General features: G+C 64.2%; 14 protein-coding genes and 1 pseudogene. 8 read left to right on the top strand and 7 right to left on the bottom strand.

What is annotated here, in order from left to right:
* Positions 1–117: 117 nt before the first annotated feature.
* The 4 genes from OLX02_RS12895 to OLX02_RS12880 all read left to right on the top strand — a co-directional run bounded on the left by OLX02_RS12895 (position 118) and on the right by OLX02_RS12880 (position 5,423).
* Positions 118–690, top strand: a complete 573-nt coding sequence (locus OLX02_RS12895; RefSeq protein ID WP_264423438.1) for a hypothetical protein — start codon at positions 118–120, stop codon at positions 688–690.
* Positions 687–1,292, top strand: coding sequence for a cob(I)yrinic acid a,c-diamide adenosyltransferase (gene cobO, locus OLX02_RS12890; RefSeq protein WP_264423437.1), 606 nt, complete (start codon positions 687–689; stop codon positions 1,290–1,292). The genes OLX02_RS12895 and cobO overlap by 4 nt, the downstream gene beginning before the upstream one ends.
* Positions 1,289–2,629, top strand: a complete 1,341-nt coding sequence (locus OLX02_RS12885; RefSeq protein WP_264423436.1) for a cobyrinate a,c-diamide synthase — start codon at positions 1,289–1,291, stop codon at positions 2,627–2,629. Before cobO ends, OLX02_RS12885 begins: the two co-directional genes overlap by 4 nt.
* A gap of 733 nt (positions 2,630–3,362) precedes the next feature.
* The gene (locus OLX02_RS12880; protein WP_264423435.1) at positions 3,363–5,423 is read left to right on the top strand and encodes a hypothetical protein; all 2,061 of its coding nucleotides are present in this window, start codon (positions 3,363–3,365) and stop codon (positions 5,421–5,423) included.
* 173 nt (positions 5,424–5,596) lie between these two features.
* Here the strand turns inward: OLX02_RS12880 and OLX02_RS12875 are convergent, their stop codons facing one another.
* The 4 genes from OLX02_RS12875 to OLX02_RS12860 are packed head-to-tail and all read right to left on the bottom strand — an operon-like array spanning position 5,597 to position 7,861.
* Positions 5,597–6,070: a PaaI family thioesterase gene (locus OLX02_RS12875; protein WP_264423433.1), complete on the bottom strand. Its 474-nt coding sequence runs from the start codon at positions 6,068–6,070 to the stop codon at positions 5,597–5,599.
* A 5-nt stretch (positions 6,071–6,075) separates the two neighbouring features.
* Positions 6,076–6,774 carry an SDR family NAD(P)-dependent oxidoreductase gene (locus tag OLX02_RS12870; RefSeq protein WP_264423431.1) on the bottom strand — a complete coding sequence of 233 codons (699 nt, stop codon included), beginning with the start codon at positions 6,772–6,774 and terminating at the stop codon, positions 6,076–6,078.
* Positions 6,771–7,364: a 2-hydroxychromene-2-carboxylate isomerase gene (locus tag OLX02_RS12865; protein ID WP_264423429.1), complete on the bottom strand. Its 594-nt coding sequence runs from the start codon at positions 7,362–7,364 to the stop codon at positions 6,771–6,773. Before OLX02_RS12865 ends, OLX02_RS12870 begins: the two co-directional genes overlap by 4 nt.
* Complete coding sequence (locus OLX02_RS12860; protein WP_264423428.1) at positions 7,361–7,861, bottom strand: winged helix-turn-helix transcriptional regulator; 501 nt, start codon at positions 7,859–7,861, stop codon at positions 7,361–7,363. Before OLX02_RS12860 ends, OLX02_RS12865 begins: the two co-directional genes overlap by 4 nt.
* A gap of 239 nt (positions 7,862–8,100) precedes the next feature.
* Between OLX02_RS12860 and pip the strand changes: the two genes are divergently transcribed.
* Positions 8,101–9,042 (top strand): prolyl aminopeptidase, encoded by a 942-nt coding sequence (pip, locus tag OLX02_RS12855; protein ID WP_264423590.1) that lies wholly within the window; start codon positions 8,101–8,103, stop codon positions 9,040–9,042.
* A 20-nt stretch (positions 9,043–9,062) separates the two neighbouring features.
* Here the strand turns inward: pip and OLX02_RS20200 are convergent.
* Positions 9,063–9,266 (bottom strand): annotated as a pseudogene (locus OLX02_RS20200) (IS630 family transposase); the annotation flags it as partial.
* Positions 9,267–9,382: 116 nt separating this feature from the next.
* On the opposite strand from OLX02_RS20200, the gene OLX02_RS12845 reads away from it, so the two are divergent.
* From OLX02_RS12845 to OLX02_RS12835, 3 genes are all read left to right on the top strand, one after another.
* Positions 9,383–11,137: a flavin-containing monooxygenase gene (locus OLX02_RS12845; protein WP_264423426.1), complete on the top strand. Its 1,755-nt coding sequence runs from the start codon at positions 9,383–9,385 to the stop codon at positions 11,135–11,137.
* A 419-nt stretch (positions 11,138–11,556) separates the two neighbouring features.
* Complete coding sequence (locus tag OLX02_RS12840) at positions 11,557–12,795, top strand: cytochrome P450 (RefSeq protein ID WP_264423425.1); 1,239 nt, start codon at positions 11,557–11,559, stop codon at positions 12,793–12,795.
* 202 nt (positions 12,796–12,997) lie between these two features.
* Positions 12,998–15,487 (top strand): TonB-dependent receptor, encoded by a 2,490-nt coding sequence (locus OLX02_RS12835; RefSeq protein ID WP_264423423.1) that lies wholly within the window; start codon positions 12,998–13,000, stop codon positions 15,485–15,487.
* A 126-nt stretch (positions 15,488–15,613) separates the two neighbouring features.
* Here OLX02_RS12835 and OLX02_RS12830 read toward each other — a convergent pair whose 3' ends face one another.
* Both OLX02_RS12830 and OLX02_RS12825 read right to left on the bottom strand, forming a co-directional pair.
* Positions 15,614–16,837 carry a hypothetical protein gene (locus tag OLX02_RS12830; RefSeq protein WP_264423422.1) on the bottom strand — a complete coding sequence of 408 codons (1,224 nt, stop codon included), beginning with the start codon at positions 16,835–16,837 and terminating at the stop codon, positions 15,614–15,616.
* Between the two features lie 4 nt (positions 16,838–16,841).
* Positions 16,842–17,198, bottom strand: a complete 357-nt coding sequence (locus OLX02_RS12825) for a carboxypeptidase-like regulatory domain-containing protein (RefSeq protein WP_264423420.1) — start codon at positions 17,196–17,198, stop codon at positions 16,842–16,844.
* Positions 17,199–17,205: the final 7 nt, after the last annotated feature.

Here is a 17,205-nt window from a genome sequence, read left to right as displayed (position 1 = left end):
AGCGACTGACATCACCTGTCCGTACCGGTTAGCCGGTGCGTCTGAGGCTCCCGTGCGTCCCGTGTCCCGGGGCGTCGCGCAGCATGGATTCCCCACGTTCAGAAAAGAGGACACCAGATGGTCCGCAATGCCCGTTTCGATCTCGCCGTGTTCGGCGTGCTTACGCTCGTCATGCTCTTGACCCGCACCCATTCGCTCAGCCAGGTCATGCACTTGCCCGATACCAGCCTGGCGAGCTTCTTCGTACTCGGCTTCCTCATCCGCCGCGCTGCGGCCTTCGCCGCCCTGTTCCTGCTCGGCTTCGCCATCGATGTGACGGTCATCGGCTGGTTCGGCCAGTCGGACTTCTGCTTCACCCCTGCCTACTGGATGCTGGTGCCTGCCTATGGCACGATGTGGCTGGCTGGCCGCTTCGGCGCGGAAAAGCTTGGCGAACGCGTCTCGGCGCTTCCCTCCCTTGCGGTTCTGCTGGTTGCTGCCACGCTTGTCTCGGAACTCTTCTCCAGCGGCGGCTTCTACTTCCTGGGTGGGCGTTTTGCCGATCCCACGATCGCCGGCTTCATGCCGCGCCTTGCCCGCTATTTCCCGCCGACATTGGTGGCGACGATGGTTTGGACCGCGACTGCGGCCGGCGTGCTTGCCGTGGTGTCGCTCGCGCGTCCGCAACTGCGCGCTGCAGGTCGCAAGTGACCGCCCACAACGAGGAAGCCGCGCACCGTGATCGTGCGCGCAAGCACAAGGCGGTGGTCGATGCGAAGATCGCCGCCGCCACGCGCGACAAGGGGCTGCTGCTCGTGCTCACCGGCAATGGCAAGGGCAAGTCGTCCAGCGCCTTCGGCATGGTCGCGCGTACGCTTGGCTACGGCCGCAAGGCGGCGGTATTCCAGTTCATCAAGGGGGCCGAGAACGTGGGAGAGCGCGCGTTCTTCTCCACGCACCCCGACGTGATCTGGGAAAAGTGCGGCGAAGGCTTCACTTGGGAGACGCAGGACCGTGCGCGCGACATTGCCGCGGCGAGGGCGGGGTGGGAGAAGGCAAAGGCTGCACTGTCCGATCCTTCGATCAGCCTCGTCGTGCTCGATGAACTGACCTATCTCGTCACGTATCGCTATCTCGCGCTCGACGAGATCATGCCCGCGATCGAGGCTCGACCTGAAATGCAGCACGTCGTCATCACGGGCCGTGCCGCGGACGATGCGCTGGTGGCGGCGGCCGATACGGTCAGCGCGATCCGCGATGTGAAGCATGCTTTCCGCGATGGTGTGCGCGCGCAGGAGGGGATCGACCGATGAGCGTGGCGCACTGTCCCGCGCTGATGATCAGTGCCCCGGGGTCTGGGCAGGGCAAGACCATGGTCACCGCTGCGCTCGCCCGCCGCCACCGCCAGGCCGGTCGGCGGGTGCGCGTGTTCAAGTGCGGGCCTGATTTTCTGGATCCGATGATCCTGGAACAGGCGAGCGGCGCGCCGGTCTTTCAACTCGACCTGTTCATGTGCGGCGAGGCCGAATGTCATCGCCTGCTGCACGAGGCGGCGGCGCAGGCAGACCTGATCCTCGTCGAAGGGGTGATGGGCCTGTTCGACGGACAGCCGTCTGCCGCCGATCTCGCCGCGCGCTTCGGCCTGCCGGTGCTGGCCGTGCTCGATGGCAGCGCCATGGCGCAGACCTTCGGAGCGTTGGCACATGGCCTTGCGAGCTATCGCAGCGACGTTCGTGTTGTCGCCGCCCTCGGCAACCGCGTGGGCGGCGAGCGGCACGCCAACATGCTGGAGGTCAGTCTTCCGTCGGCAATGCGCTGGTTCGGCACCCTTCCGCCGGACAGTGAGGCAGCGCTGCCCGAGCGACACCTGGGCCTTGTACAGGCGGGCGAGGTGGAGGATCTGCAACAGCGGATCGACCGCGCCGCCGCCGCCCTTTCCGAAGCCGCTCTATGGCTGCCCGATCCCGTTGCGTTCCCGGGTGAAGAAGTCGTTGCGCCTGTCCCGTGTCTTGCGGACAGAAAAATTGCCGTGGCGCGCGATGCTGCCTTCGCTTTCATTTACCCGGCCAACGTCGCTTGCCTCGAAGCGATGGGGGCGCAGTTGCATTTTTTCTCGCCATTGGCCGATTCGGCCCTGCCCGAATGCGATGCGCTGTGGCTTCCGGGCGGATACCCGGAACTTCATCTGCAAGGCCTTACGGCCAACCGCTCCATGACAGCCTCCATTCGCGCGCATTATGCCGCCCGAAAGCCGGTCCTCGCCGAATGTGGCGGAATGCTTTACTGCCTCGACGAACTGGACGATGGGCAGGGCCACTCAGCAGAGCTGCTGGGCCTGATGCGCGGCAGGGCGAGGCTGCAGAGTCGATTGGCCGCACTGGGACTGCAATCGGTGGATCTGCCTGGCGGCAGGCTGCGCGGCCATACATTCCATTATTCGCGGTTGGAAACGCCGCTGGCGCCGCGTTGGCGCGCGCAAGCGCCGGACGGCGCGATGGGCGAGGCGGTGTTCCGCGAGGGATCGTTGTGGGCAAGCTATGTCCACGGGTATTTCCCATCTGCCCCCGAAGCCGTCGCGGCCATCTTTACCCAGCCTGAGTGCCAATCGCTTCCTGCCGCGGACGCACTCTGCCCATCATCGCTTCCTTAGTCAGCCATGCGCGCGGGCATTCAATTCCGCGTCTGCATTCAGCGCGGGACCTGCCGCCATCCCCTGCGCCCGTGCCATGATTTCGGCTTCGCCTGCCGCTTGATATCCACTTTGCTGCCCTGCGCCTGAGTTAGCTCCTGCGATCTTGCAGCCGTTGTCATCGCGGCAGGGGCGCGGGTGCGGTTTTGCATGGCGTGGGTGCTCCGATGGAAAGGAGCGCACGCCGTATGGCTCCCGACCAGCCAGCCATAGCCCCGCCAAGCTGCCTAAGCAGCCGGGGCGGCGCGGCTGGCCGGTCCTGCAAAGAGGCCAAAACGGGCGATGGAGTGCAGCGTTCTGCCAAGCTCCTCCGCGGAGCAGCAGATGCAGCAACGGGGCTTTGCCCACACACGCTGCCAGCGCCGGCAGGCTTGAAATGGACCGGCCACCACACTTGCGCAAAGGCGACAGGCTAAAATTATCTGCAGCATAGCGATCAATAGTTCTGTGGGTCTGAGAGATATCCTGATGGATATCACCACAAATTTCCGTTGCAAATTCCGCAATATTGAATGATATATTCCTAATATATCCTAATGAATAGAATAGAAAATTTCTATATAAAATCCATTATTATAATAACTTTGTGCCGGTACATTTTGAAAATGTCGAGTGAAATGATTTCGTTTTCTATGCGCCGTGGCCGTGCGGAGCCTTCGGCATAACCCAGGTAGGCGATTGTCGGGAGGATATGATGAGCATTTTCATTGGGATCGACGATATCGACAATCCGCCATTCTTTGGTGACGCGGACACGACAGCAATTCGCGCCAAGGGTGGCAACGATACGCTGATCGGCGGCAATGCCACGTTCAGTAGTGAAAGCGTCTCCAATACGCTCATTGGCGATTGGCGGTACATGGCCAATGCGGCCAAGGGCGGAGCAGATGTCCTGACCGGGGGCCGCGCCTTCGGACTCGGGAGCATCGCTGCCAATTTGCTCTACGGCGATGCCTACAGCATCATCGGCGGCGCCAAGGGCGGCGATGACACCCTTACTGGCGGTGAAGCCGTTGGCGGCGCGACCGTCACCAACACTCTCTACGGCGACGCCTACAGCATGAGCAACGCTGCCAAGGGCGGCGACGACATCGTGACTGGCGGTGCAGCTTCAGGGCGAGCGGGTGCGACGACTTTCAACTTCCTCTACGGCGATGCTTACAGCATGGGCAACGCTGCCAAGGGCGGCAACGATATCCTGACGGGCGGCGATGCCTCTTATGCGGGAGCCGTCAATGTCCTCTATGGCGACGCCTACGACATGTCCGGCCACGCAAAAGGCGGCGATGACGTCCTGGTCGGCGGCTCGACCAATCGCGGGGACATCGAAAATACCCTTTATGGCGATGCGTTCAGCCTGTCTGGCTTCGCCAAGGGCGGCGATGACACTTTGGTCGGTGGCGACGAGGGGCGCTATGGGTTTGTCACCAATACCCTCTACGGCGACGCCTACGACATGTCCGGCCACACGAAGGGCGGCGACGATGTACTGACCGGCGGCAGTGGGGAGCGCAACTACCCTTCGACCAACACCCTTTATGGCGATGCCTATTCGCTCTCCGATTCCGCCAGAGGCGGCGACGATATCCTGACTGGCGGGGGTATCGGTTACCGCGGGGATGTCACCAATACCCTTCTCGGCGACGCGTACGGCATGGGCGGCACCGTCCAGGGCGGGGATGACGTCCTGACCGGAGGGAGCCTGGTGGGCGTCGGTGTTATTGCGAACATTCTTTACGGCGACGCCGGCGGCGGCGACGGGGCGGGGGGAATGACCGGTAATGCCAGGGGCGGCGCCGATCGGTTGACCGGCGGCAGCAATCTCGGTGATGGCTCTGTTACCAACACGCTTTATGGCGATGCGTATCGTATTTCCGATGCTGCCAAGGCGGGTCAGGATACCCTGACGGGCGGAAGCAATAGTGGCAGCGGAAGCGTTGCAAATACGCTTTATGGCGACGCGCGCAATGCTGATCCCGCAGGTGGCGCCACCGGAGGCAATGACAAGCTGACAGGCGGTGACAACAGCGGCGGCGGAGACGTTCTCAACGGTCTCGTCGGCGACTTTCTCGAAATGTACACCGCCGGCAGAGGAGGCGACGACCGGATGACTGGCGGCGCCATGAGTGGCGGTCGCTACCTTCTCAATGATCTGTTCGGAGACGCCTTTCGCATGGCCGGCTCCGTCATCGGCGGCGACGACAGGCTGACCGGGGGCGACATGAGCGGCGGTAGCGAGCTGGTCAACAAGATCCGCGGCGACGCGAGCCAGATGTTCAATTCCGCGCAAGGGGGCAATGATGCACTGGCTGGCGGAAACAACAGCGGCAGCGGCATGGTTACGAACTTGCTGTTCGGCGAGGGCGAAGAAATGCACGACTTCGCCAAGGGCGGCCGCGACATCCTCCAAGCCGGGACAGCAACACAAAGCGGTGTGGTGATCAATGAAATGTGGGGGGACGCGCAAATCATGTCCGCCTCTTCTCAGGGCGGAAGTGACACGTTTCTATTCAAGGACCATGTGGCGCTGGGCCAGACCGTTGGGACAGAGAATCGCATTTATGATTTCAGCCAGATCCAGCACGACATAATTCGCTTCGTCGGCATTGCGGGCGTCGCAGCGTTCAGCGATCTTGTGTTCGAAGTCTCGACATACAATGGTATCGCCAGCACTATCGTTCACGCGGGCGCTGATGCCGTTACTCTGGTTGGCTTCACAGGCGCGCTGACCTCTTACGATTTTGGTTTCCTGTAAGACGTGGATTGGTCGGTCGGGGGCGCTCCCTCATTCGGGAGAGCGACAGCATGGATTGCGGGCAATGCGCACAGGCTCGCCGCCTACCGGATCGCCAACCTCGCGCAGGCAAAGCGGCCCGTTGTAGCGGTCAATGACGTGGGCGTTCATAGGTGCGCTCCGGACAGGAAGGCTCAGGTCTGAAGCGCGCCGCGTTTGGTCGGCTCGACGTCGAACACCAGAATGGTCGACGTGGCGGTAGCGCACAGGCGCCCTTCGCCATCGTGCAAAGTCGCCTCGGTGAAAGCGACGCGCCGGCCGACCGAGATGGTGCGGCCCACGGCGCGCACGGTGCCGCTGCGGTCATCGAGTGCGCGCAGATAGGACACCTTCAGTTCCAGCGTCGTGTGCCCCCGGTTCGGTCCCTGCGTGGAATGCGCCGCGATGCCGCACGCGCTGTCGAGCATGGTGGCAGCGTATCCGCCATGCACCGATCCCAGCGGGTTGTAGACGCTGCGGTCGGGCGTGCCTTCGAACACCACTTGGCCGCGCTCCACCTCGACCAGGCGAATATCCATCTTTTCGAGCAGCGGCGCCTTGCGCTCGCTGGCCATGAGGGCGCGCAGTTGCGCCAAACCGTCGGGTGCTGTGTCGTTCGTTTCGTTCATCTTGCTCACCATTGTTCGTTGTAGGGGCGGACTTCGGCCAGGAACGACCATGCATCGCGGGGCTGATGGGCGAGATGGAACACCTCGTCGGCGATCGATGCCGGCGAGCAAAAGAAGTCGTCCGGCTTGTCGGGCTGAAGCGTGCGCTGCCAGGGCACGTCGATCGCCGCATCGATGATCAGGTAGGCGACATGGACGCCCTTGGGGCCAAGGTCGCGCGCCAGCGATTCCGCGAGGATCCGCTGCGCGGCCTTGGTTGGCGCGAAACCGGCAAAGGCAGCCCGCCCGCGTTGCGACGCGGTGTTGCCGGTCACGATCAGCGCGCCTTTACCCGCTTCGACCATCGCTGGCGTGGTCAGCCGGGCGAGATGGAACAGCGCCATCGCATTGATCTCGAAATTGCGTTGCAGCGTCTCCGCGTCGATCTGGCGAAAGGTGCCGAACGCACCGCCAACCGCATTGTGGACCACCACGCCGGGGTTGCCGACCCGCGCCACGGCCTGTTCCAGCGCGATGGGGTCGCTCACATCGCATGGCACTGCGATCGAATCGGCGATTTCCTGCTCGAGCGCGGCGAGCCGCTGCGCATCGCGCGCGAGCATGGCGACGCGGTAGCCTGCTGCGGCAAAGCGCCGAACCACCGAAGCGCCGGTGCCGGGGCCGACGCCGGTTACGAGCGCGAGGGGCTTGGTCGTGTCCATCATGCTGCCTTCTCCCTGCGTTCGAGTTCTTCGCGCAGAAAATCGAGCCGGTCGTTGCCAAAGAACATGGCATTGCCGACGATCATGGTGGGCGAACCGAACACACCTCGCCTGGCGGCTTCATCGGTGTTCGCGGCAAGCGCGGCGGCAACGTCGGGTGTATCGATGCGCGCGGCGATGCCTGCGGAATCGATACCGGCCGCCGCGATCGCGGCGAGAATATCGGTTGTTGTCGCCAGTGCTTTGGCCTCGCTCCAGCACGCCCGGTACAGCGCGAGGGTCACGGCAGACGCCTCCTGCGGGGAGCCTGCCGCGAGCACCGCTTGCGAGCAGGCGTCGCCATTGTTCTTGGCCATGTCCGACGGATTGAGGACGATCCCGTAGCGGTGCGCCCAGCGCCCCAGGTCGGCGCGTGCATACTGCCCCTTTGCCTTGCAGATGATCGTCGTGGGGACGTTGCCCACCTTTTCCATCACCTTGAGGATCTGCATCGGCCGCAGCACGAGGTCGATGTCCATGGCCCGCAACTGCGTGAACGCGAGGTAGCTGTAGGGGCTGCGGAAGTCGTAGAAGAATTCGACCTGCTGTTTCATCGGGATGCTCCTGCGGCGGGATCGAGAAGGCGGCGGATGGCATCGTCGGCCCCCGGACCGGGGCGCAGTTCGATGCGGCGGGGCGGCACCGCCTGGCCCGTCTCGGCGTCGACGATGGCCAGCGTCAAAGGCCGGCCGGTCTCACGATCGAACGTTCCCACGGGTGGCGCGCCGAACCCGCTGGCATCCCATCGATCGCCCCATTCGCGCAGGGCGATGCAAACGGTCCAGAGGTCGCGCCCCTTCTCCGTGAGGCGATATTCGTCACGCGGGGGGCGTTCCTGGTAGCGGACGCGTTCGACAATGCCGCTCCCGACAAGGTGTTTGAGGCGCGCCGAAAGCGTTGCCGCCGGGATATTCGTGCTCTCCCGGAGATCGTCATAGCGGCGCAGCCCGAGTGACAGATCGCGAATGACCAGCAAGGCCCAGCGATCGCCAATCAGTTCCAAGGCCCCGGCAATGGAGCAGCGCATTCCTGCGAAGGATCTCGATTTCATGGGTCCTCCTGCGAGTCGGTTCAATAATTGAAGTTATTGTCAGGCGGGAAGGAGTCAAGCCGTTCCCCACGAGCGACAGGCGGCGCAACCGATGCTCGACGCGTTGCGCACGGCCTTGCCACCAAATGCAGAGGGGACCTTCTGCTCAGGCTTGCCTCATGGATGAACGAGCGGCAGGTTTTGTGAGCCTTGGCGACACCGCGAATGACCGGAGCCATCCGGGTTGCTACAAGAGGACCATGCGCACGCTCTATCCCCCGATCGAACCCTTTGCTCGCGGCCATCTCGACGTCGGCGAAGGACATCATGTCTATTGGGAACGCGTTGGCACGCCTGGCGCCAAGCCGGCCGTCTTTCTGCATGGTGGCCCGGGCGGTGGCATTTCGCCAGATCATCGCCGCCTGTTTGACCCGGCGCGTTATGATGTGCTGCTGTTTGACCAGCGTGGCTGCGGCCGCTCAACCCCGCACGCCGATCTCAACGCCAACACCACATGGCATCTCGTCGCCGATATCGAGCGGCTGCGCGCGATGATGGGGGTGGAGCAATGGCTGGTGTTCGGTGGCAGTTGGGGATCGACACTCGCGCTTGCCTATGCCCAGCGCCATACGGAACGGGTCAGCGAACTGGTGCTGCGAGGCATCTTCACCATCCGGAAGAGCGAGATCGACTGGTATTATCAGTACGGTGCAAGCCGCATTTATCCCGACAAGTGGGAAAGGTTCGTTGCGCCCATCCCGGAAGCCCAGCGCGGCAACATGGTTGCTGCCTATCGCGCCATTCTGACCGGCGAGGATCGCACTGCTCGCATCGCCGCAGCCCGAGCCTGGAGCGTGTGGGAGGGCGAGACGATCCGCCTGCTCCCCGATCCGCTCCTGACCGCGACCCATGACGAGGACGACTTTGCGCTCGCCTTTGCGCGGATCGAAAACCATTATTTCGTGCATGGGGGGTGGATGGAGGACGGCCAGCTTATCCGCGAGGCGGGGAGGCTGCGGGACATTCCCGGCGTCATCGTGCAGGGGCGCTACGATATGGCTTGTCCCGCCGAGACGGCCTGGGCACTCCACCGCGCCTGGCCGCAGGCCCGCTTCGAGATGATCGAGGGTGCGGGCCATGCCTATAACGAGCCGGGTATATTGGACGCGCTGATCCGTGCGACAGACGGGTTTGCAGACTAGCACGGTTTGACATCGACTGGCCGAAATATGCTCGCGGCAGGATGAACGCGTGACCGGTTTGGGAAAGCTCGTGCCCGCTGGTGGCTCGACAGATTGTCCATGATGACGATACCGCCCGGCCGCTGTTCAGGCGCGAGCACCTGAGCCACGCAGGCTTCGCACCAGTCGCCGTTGGGGCCATCGAGCACCATGGGCGCGACCATTCCGGCTCTGATCAACGAGGCTCGCGCCTCGTATTGGACCGGCAACGCCGGCATGAGTGTTGCTTCGAACCAGGTAGGTGAATAGCAAGTGATCATCACGTCGGCACCCTTGGTGCTTCCACCGAAAGAGCAGCAGCATGAGCGATTTTCCAGGTCCCGACGATCGCGCCATCGACGTTGCCGGGTGGCTCGAACGATTTGCCTCCCTGTTGGCAGCAGGACGGGCCGAAGACGTTGCCGGCATGTTCATCGATGGGGGCTGGTGGCGGGATTTCCTCGCCTTCACCGGCACGATCCGTACCATCGAAGGTGGGGAGGACATTGTCGCCATGGTGAAGGCGCGCGCTGCGCGAACCGGGGCGCATGGATGGTCAACTGATGCCGCGGCCGGAGCAAGCGAGGGCTTCATCCACTTCGAGACCTCGCTGGGCGAGGGGCGCGGCTATCTGCGGCTGGAGGAAGGCAAGGCGCAGACCCTGCTGACCACGCTGCACGAATTGCGCGGGCACGAAATGGCGTCTGGCTTCCGGCGTCCGCTCGGTTCCGAAAGCATGGGCCATGGCCAGACATGGAAGCAGGCGCTGGCGGCCGAGCGCGCCGAAATCGACCACGAGCGCGATCCTTACGTTCTGATCGTGGGCGCGGGGCAGGGCGGGCTTGCGCTCGGCGCCACGCTGCGCCAGCTTGGCGTGCCCTGCCTGCTGATCGACAAGTGGCCACGCGTGGGCGACCAGTGGCGTTCTCGCTACAACTCGCTGACGCTTCACGACCCGGTCTGGTACGATCACATGCCGTACCTGCCCTTTCCCGAAAGCTGGCCGGTCTACACCCCCAAGGACAAGATGGGCGATTGGCTGGAATTCTATGCCAGCGTTTTCGATCTGAACGTGTGGGGCGAGACCGAATGCCGTCACGCTGCCTACGACGAGGCTGCCGGTCGTTGGACCGTGCAGATCGTTCGCGGCGGTGAAGTGAGTGAACTGCACCCTGCGCAACTGGTCATGGCCGTGGGCAACGCCGGTTTCCCCAACGTGCCCGAGTTTCCGGGGCAGGAGTGCTTTGCGGGCGAGGTCTATCATTCCAGCGCGCATCCCGATGGCGAAGGTCTTGCCGGGCAACGCGTGGTCGTGATCGGATCGAACAACAGCGCGCACGATATCGCCATGGATCTTGTGCTCAATGGCGCCGATGCCACCATGATCCAGCGTTCATCGACCCACATCGTGCGCCAGACCACGATGACCGATGTGCTGATGAAGCCCTCCTACTCACAGGAAGCGGTGGAATCGGGCCTGTCGACCGAGCGCGCTGATCTGCGCTCTGCTGCCTATCCGATCCGTCTGCAGGAGGCACTCAATCGGGTTGCGTGGAAAGTGCTTCACCAGTCCGAGGCCGCGTTCTACGACAGGCTGGAAGCTGCCGGGTTCCTGCTCGATTTCGGGCCGGATGGCACTGGCATTGCGATGAAGTATCTGCGCAGCGCTTCGGGCTACTATATCGATGTCGGTGCTTCGGAAATGGTTGCCGACGGGCGCATAAGGCTCCTGTCCGGCAGGGGAATAGCGCGCTTCGTATCCGATGGGATCGTTCTGGACGATGGCACCCACGTGCCCGCAGATCGCGTGGTCCTTGCCACTGGCTTCGGCTCGATGGAGCAGTGGGTCGCCCAAATCATGGGGCCGGCAATGGCCGACCGTATCGGGCGGTGTTGGGGCTATGGATCGGGCTTCGGCAACGACCCCGGACCATGGGAAGGCGAGCTGCGCAACATGTGGAAGCCCACAGCCCAGCCGGGCCTGTGGTTCATGGGTGGCAACCTTGCACAGACCCGTCTGTTCGCGCGTTATCTCGGGCTGCAACTGAAAGCGCGGCAAGAGGGACTTGAATTATAAGGTGGCCAGAAATGCGATGCGGCCGGTCGGCGGTGTCCACGGGATTGCACTTCCGGCAACGGGATAGGCGATCTCGGCGGCCAAGGCTCGCATCGCCTATTTGCCCTGGCAGGCCGCCGCAGGCGCAGGGCAGGAGCACGGCGGCGCTTGCCGGACGGCCGCCACATGGCTGGGGAAAGTAGCGCTCATATCAAAAATGGTGAGATGCGGGCGTAAGGTGTCTTTCGCGCCGTTCTTCTTGCACCCTGAAAGTTCAATGCGAAGCGCTAAATCTGACGGAAATCCGGGATTCCATCGCTGCTTCCTCCGTCGCTGTTTTCTCCGGTGTCGCCACTGTCCTGGCCTCCGGGGCGTCGATGCGAGAGATATATTGCATAGCGTGATATAAAATGGTTTTATCTCCGACCGAGGAGAGGCCAATGAACGACGTCGGAACGGCGCTAGGGGAATTCTTCGAGCCAGCCACGATCGAGAACCCGTTCGACTGGTATGCCCGCGCGCTTGCCGAAGGGCCGGTGGCAAGGGTTGCCGGAGGCACGGTGGCCATGGTGCTGAGCCACGCGCTGGTCAGCGAGGCGGCGGGACGACCGCAGGACTTCTCGAGCGACTTCGGCGCAATGATGCGCGGCAATGCGGTTGCTGATCCCGAAATCGCGGCGATCGAGGCGCAGGGCTGGCCGACGGTCGACACGATGCTGACCGCAGACCCGCCAATGCACACCCGTTTTCGCAAGCTGGTGAATCTCGCGTTCTCGATGCCGCGCGTCAATGCGCTGGAAGCCGATATCCGGGGTATCGTCGATCGCCTGATCGACCGGATCACGACCGGCGAAACGGTGGAGTTCGTCCACGATTTCGCCGTGCCGCTGCCGGTCGAGGTGATCGCAGGTCAGATCGGTATGGCGAATGACGCCGAGAAGGTGAAGCACTGGTCCGATGCCTTTGCCGACCGGTTGGGGGGCATGGCCAGCCGCGAGCGCGAGATCGAGGCGGCGCAGGCCATCCTGGAATATCAGCGCTTCGCCAAGACCCAGATCGACGCCCGCCGCGATGGTGCGGGGCCGGACGACCTGCTGTCCGCGATCGTCAACGCGCGGGTAGAGGGGGAACGTCCGCTCGACGATGCCGAAGTGATGTCGGTGCTGCAGCAACTGATGGTTGCGGGCAACGAGACCACCACATCGACGCTGGCAGGCGGACTGCTGCTGCTGATGCGCCATCCCGAGCAGATGGCGAAGGTGCGCGCCAATCCCGCGCTGATTCCCAACATGGTCGAGGAGATGCTGCGGTTGCTTTCGCCTGTGGGCGGGCTTTGGCGGGTCGCGCTTCATGATGCCATGCTGGGCAACGTTCAGGTGCGGCAGGGCGAGATGCTGATGCTGCGCTTTGCTGCGGCCAATCGCGATCCGGCCGTGTACCCCGATCCCGACCGCTTCGACGTTGAGCGCAAGAATGCGCGGACGCACCTCGCGTTCGGGCGCGGCATCCACATGTGCGTGGGCAACATGCTCGCGCGCAAGGAACTGGTGGTCGCCTTCGAGCGCCTGCTGGCCCGGGTCGAGCGCTTCGAGTTGCCCGAGGGCGCCAATGATTTCCGACACGTGCCCAACAAACTGCTGCGCGGCCTTGCCGCGCTGCGCGTGCGGGCAATCGCGTGAGATGAGCAATAACCGCTGACCCTTGGAATAGGGCGGCACAACGAAGGGGATCGTGCCGGTTGCAGTCGTGCTGTTTTGCTGCCCACCCCGCTGCGACCGGGACTGCCTGACGGCAGATCCGGGTCTTGTGCCCTCCCACATGCGGGAGGGGAGCAAATCGCTGGTCTGCATTGGTGCGATCACCCGAACCAGGAGAGGCACGATGCGTTACATGCGTTGGACTGCGAGCCTGATCGCTTTGGGGCTGACGCCGTTCGCCGGCGTGGCGAGGGCCGAGGAAGCGCCGCCGGCCGATGCCGCGGCGGATGTGCCCTCGAACGAGGACATCATCGTCACCGCCCGCAAGAAGGACGAGACGCTGCAGGAAGTGCCGCTGACCGTCACCGCGCTGGGCAGCGCGACTCTGGAAAAGTACAACGTCACCAAGATGGCGGATGTGGTGAGCCGCGTCCCCACGCTGAACGTGCAGGTGGGCGGGTCCGGTTCGGGCGGCCAGATCTCGCTGCGCGGTGTCGGCTCCTCCAACATTTCCGCTGCATTCGATTCGGCGGTCGCGGTCGATTTCGACGGGGTGCAGATCAGCACCATGCGTATCGTCCAGTCGGGCTTTTTCGACACGGCGCAGATCGAAGTGCTTAAAGGCCCGCAATCGCTATTCTTCGGCAAGAGCGCGTCTGCGGGCGTGCTGTCGATCAAGTCGGCCAATCCCACCTCGACCTGGCAATATGGCGGCAAGGCCGGTTATGAGTTCGAGGAGCATGGCTATCTGGTCAACGGCTACATCTCCGGGCCGGTAACCGACACGCTGGGCATTCGCCTTGCCGGCCAGTACAACGAGGCCGCTCGCTACATCACGATGCAGGAAGGGCCGGTCTATGCCAACGGCAAGTATCGCGGCCTGAAGGATTTTGTCGGACGCTTCACCGCCGCGTGGGAGCCTTCCAACACGTTCCGCGCCAACCTGAAGGTGCAGTACAACCATCAGAGCGGTGACGGCGCGAACGGCCCCGGGGACATCTACTGCGGCAAGAACGGACGCGCCGACGAGGTTTACCTGCTGGGCGGAGCGGTCGCCATTCCGGCAGGCTACAACTGCAAGATCGATGGCAAGCCCTATTACCCCGACATTGCGCCCGCGCTGGCGGCCAAGCTGCCGACGTCTGGAGGCCCGATCACCAGCGTCGCGCCCTATTCGCGAAGCAACCTGTGGTTCAGCCGCCTGAGCATGGACCTCAAGCTCGGCGACCAGTTCACGCTGACATCGGTGACAGGCTATGTCGATCTGGATGCCTTCGACGTCGACAACTATGCCTACGCGGGGCTGGGGCCGGCCTTCTCGCTGGTGCCGGGGGTGCCGCTTTCGGCAATCGCACCGGCGCTGGCGGCGACCAACGGCGCGGGCGTGCAACTGGGCGTCGGTACCGGCACCCCGCTCAACCAGACGCAGCAGTTCACGCAGGAACTGCGGTTGGCGAGCAAGCTCGACGGGCCGTTCAACTTCATGGTCGGTGCGTTCTACGAACACCGCCGTTCGGTGTTCGACACGGCGCAGCAGATCCTGCCGATTTCGTTCGTCGCGCCAGACCCGGTCACCGGCTTCACCTCGGACTACCGCAAGCGGATCGTGACCAAGGGCGATGCCTGGTCGGTGTTCGGCAGCGCCACGCTGGACCTGACCGAGCAGTTGGAGCTTTCGGGCGGGCTTCGCTACACCAAGGAAAGGCGCAACCAGATCATAAACGTGCCCTATACCCACGCCTATCTGGCGGCGGCCTTCGTGAAGAGCGGGTTCAAGGCTGGGCCGATCCGCTTCGACGATGATAACTTCTCGCCCGAAGTCAGCCTGCGCTACAAGATCAATCCCGACGTCAACGTCTATGCCTCTTACAAGACCGGCTTCAAGTCGGGCGGCATCGACAACAGCGCGCTGCCGACGCTGGGTCTGCTGGGGCTGAACAGCAGCGACCCGGCGGTGAAGGCGGCGGCTGAATCCGGGATCAAGTACAAGTCGGAAAGCGCCAAGGGCGGCGAGATCGGCATCAAGTCGCAGCTCGACGACCGCAGGATGACGCTCAATGCATCGGCATTCTACTACGTCTTCAAGGATCTGCAGGTGCAGAACTTCGATCCGGTGGCGATCCAGTTCATCACGCTGAACGCGGGCGAGGTGACGACCAAGGGGGCGGAGATCAACTGGTCGTGGCGCACCCCGCTCGAAGGGCTCGCGCTGTCGGCGAACCTTGCCTACACCCACGCGAAGTTCACCAAGACGTTCCTGAGCGGGCTGGGACAGGACCTCAAGGGGCGTGACGCGCCGCGCGCACCGCATTGGGCGGGCAACTTCGCCTTCGACTATGCCGCGCCGCTGACCGACGCGCTGGAGCTGGGAGTGAGCGGGAACCTGACGTTCACGAGCAGCTACCTCGCCGCGCAGGACTCGAACGACGATTACCGGCAGGACAGTTATGCGACGATCGACGGCTCGATCTCGATCGGGGCGCCGGGCGGACGCTGGAAGCTGGCGCTGGTGGGGACGAACCTGACCAACAAGCTCTGGGTCAACACCGCGGGTGGGCGGCCCTTCCTGACGCCGTCCAGCGCGGCAACGGCTACCCTGCCGGCAGGCGACGACAAAGTGCTGACGATGAACCGGGGGCGGCAGGTGTTCCTGGAGGCGTCGTTCAAGTTCTGACGATGATGTGAATGCTGCCGCTGCTCCTCTCATGGCGGCAGTCTGGGGCCGGTCTTGCGATCGGCCCCTTCTTGTTGGGGTGCTCCGCGCTGGCCGATGTCTTTCGCATCAGCCTGACGCCTTCCTTCAGCGTGATGGCGCCGCGGCGGCGCGGGCGATCGACCATACGTTGCCGGTGTGTAGCTGGCCGGGCTGGTGCGCGCCGTCCCGTTCGGTATCTGGCGCGCCGCGAGTGACGAACGTGAAGTCGGCCAGGGGATAGCCCGCCCGCGCGTGGCAGCTGATGCAGTTGGCTTGCTGGCCGCCGCCCTGCCCCTGATCGGGCAGGGCGGCGTCGAACCAGGGGTTGAAGCAGATATGGGGCGAACCGTCTGCCTCCCGCGGGAGCACGGGGTCGAAGGCCACGTTCATGCGGTAATTGCGCCAGATGGGCGAAAGATCCGCCGGACGATCCCTGCCACCGTCGTCCGCGCCATCCGATGGCGCGCGATCGTGCCACCACCATGTCGCCCACAGGCCATTGGGCAACTGCGCGGTCATCATGTGCAGGCCGACCAGCGCGATGAAATCGCCCGCACGCAGCGGCCGCCCCAGTGTGAGCCGGGCAAGCTTGGTGGCGGCCGGATCGCCCGCGAAGCCTGCCGCCATTTTGGCCGTCAACCGGATGTGCACGAAGCGGCCCAGCGCGAAGCGCGGCGGACGGGGAACGATTCGTCCGGCAAAGGCCAGCGGTGCGCCATGCGGTGCCGCGCCGGTGCGCTTTGCCGGGCTGACCGCCAGCACCCGCTTCCAGCCAAGGTAGCTGCCCGATCCCCCGCCGCCGCCCGCGTCCCATACCGGCATGGGTGTTTCGCCATGCGCCGCCACGGGCCACCAGGCCGACATGATGAACGCGGCATCGGGCGGGAAGGGGGCAATCCTGCGCGCGGCACCGGGCGGGAGCAGGCTCGCCCCGCTGTGCAGGCGCGCCAGTTCGTTGTGCTGGTCAAGTCGATGCGCGCGGATATGCCGGTCGGCGGCGGCATTGGCATGGATGAACAGGATCAGCGGGATGTCGCCAGCATCGGGCCGCTGACCTCCAGCCTGCGTGGAGGGGGGAAACGGGGACGCCCAGTTCAGGAAGCGAGGGGGCGCACCGGCTGACGGGGGATTCGCCAGCCTGGCCAGATTGGCCCACATGATGCGCCGCTGAGTGTGCAGGTCTCCGGTCGCGCGGGCGCGTTCAAGCATGGCTGCGTCGGCCTGCAGCAACGCGCCCGGCTCTTCCACGGGCCAGCCTGCAACCGGCAGCAACGCGCCAAGCAGAATCGCCGGGGCCAGCGCGCGCAGGGAAGAAGCGATACGCGCCACGTGCCTAGCGCAACCGGCAGGTCAGTTCGACGGGTGACAGGGCTGCGCCGCGGGGCAGGCGGCGCGCGATCCGGGCGCCGGCATAGCTCTTGTGCGAGCAGCGGGCCTGCACATCGACCGGACGCAAGTGGACCGGCAGTTCAAGCCTGAAGCGCCCTTGCGCGTCGGTCACGGCCACGAAATCGATCTGCCGCGATCGCAGGACGATGGTGGCGTTGGGCACGTATCGTCCAGCAGCATCGCGCGCGGTGCCAAACCATACGTTGACCGGCGTGTGGCGCGCGCCCGGCACGAAACCGCCATAGAGCTGCGCCGCCGCCGGACCGGCCGGAACCGCCATGGCCAGAACCAGCGTTCGCATCAGCAAC

Origin of the sequence: Novosphingobium sp. KCTC 2891, from assembly GCF_025938155.1 — a bacterium.
In the GTDB taxonomy this organism is placed as follows: Bacteria; Pseudomonadota; Alphaproteobacteria; order Sphingomonadales; family Sphingomonadaceae; genus Novosphingobium.
The sequence above is the reverse complement of the archived record's forward strand: the minus strand, read 5'-3'. Positions and strand labels throughout refer to the sequence as shown.

Excerpts from the sequence above, each read along its gene's own strand:
- OLX02_RS12865 (WP_264423429.1), bottom strand. The coding sequence starts at position 7,364 with ATGAAACAGCAGGTCGAATTCTTCTACGACTTCCGCAGCCCCTACAGC.
- OLX02_RS12895 (WP_264423438.1), top strand. The coding sequence starts at position 118 with ATGGTCCGCAATGCCCGTTTCGATCTCGCCGTGTTCGGCGTGCTTACG.
- OLX02_RS12825 (WP_264423420.1), bottom strand. The coding sequence starts at position 17,198 with ATGCGAACGCTGGTTCTGGCCATGGCGGTTCCGGCCGGTCCGGCGGCG.
- OLX02_RS12870 (WP_264423431.1), bottom strand. The coding sequence starts at position 6,774 with ATGATGGACACGACCAAGCCCCTCGCGCTCGTAACCGGCGTCGGCCCC.
- OLX02_RS12845 (WP_264423426.1), top strand. The coding sequence starts at position 9,383 with ATGAGCGATTTTCCAGGTCCCGACGATCGCGCCATCGACGTTGCCGGG.
- OLX02_RS12875 (WP_264423433.1), bottom strand. The coding sequence starts at position 6,070 with ATGAACGAAACGAACGACACAGCACCCGACGGTTTGGCGCAACTGCGC.
- OLX02_RS12840 (WP_264423425.1), top strand. The coding sequence starts at position 11,557 with ATGAACGACGTCGGAACGGCGCTAGGGGAATTCTTCGAGCCAGCCACG.
- pip (WP_264423590.1), top strand. The coding sequence starts at position 8,101 with ATGCGCACGCTCTATCCCCCGATCGAACCCTTTGCTCGCGGCCATCTC.
- OLX02_RS12860 (WP_264423428.1), bottom strand. The coding sequence starts at position 7,861 with ATGAAATCGAGATCCTTCGCAGGAATGCGCTGCTCCATTGCCGGGGCC.
- OLX02_RS12835 (WP_264423423.1), top strand. The coding sequence starts at position 12,998 with ATGCGTTACATGCGTTGGACTGCGAGCCTGATCGCTTTGGGGCTGACG.
- OLX02_RS12885 (WP_264423436.1), top strand. The coding sequence starts at position 1,289 with ATGAGCGTGGCGCACTGTCCCGCGCTGATGATCAGTGCCCCGGGGTCT.
- OLX02_RS12880 (WP_264423435.1), top strand. The coding sequence starts at position 3,363 with ATGAGCATTTTCATTGGGATCGACGATATCGACAATCCGCCATTCTTT.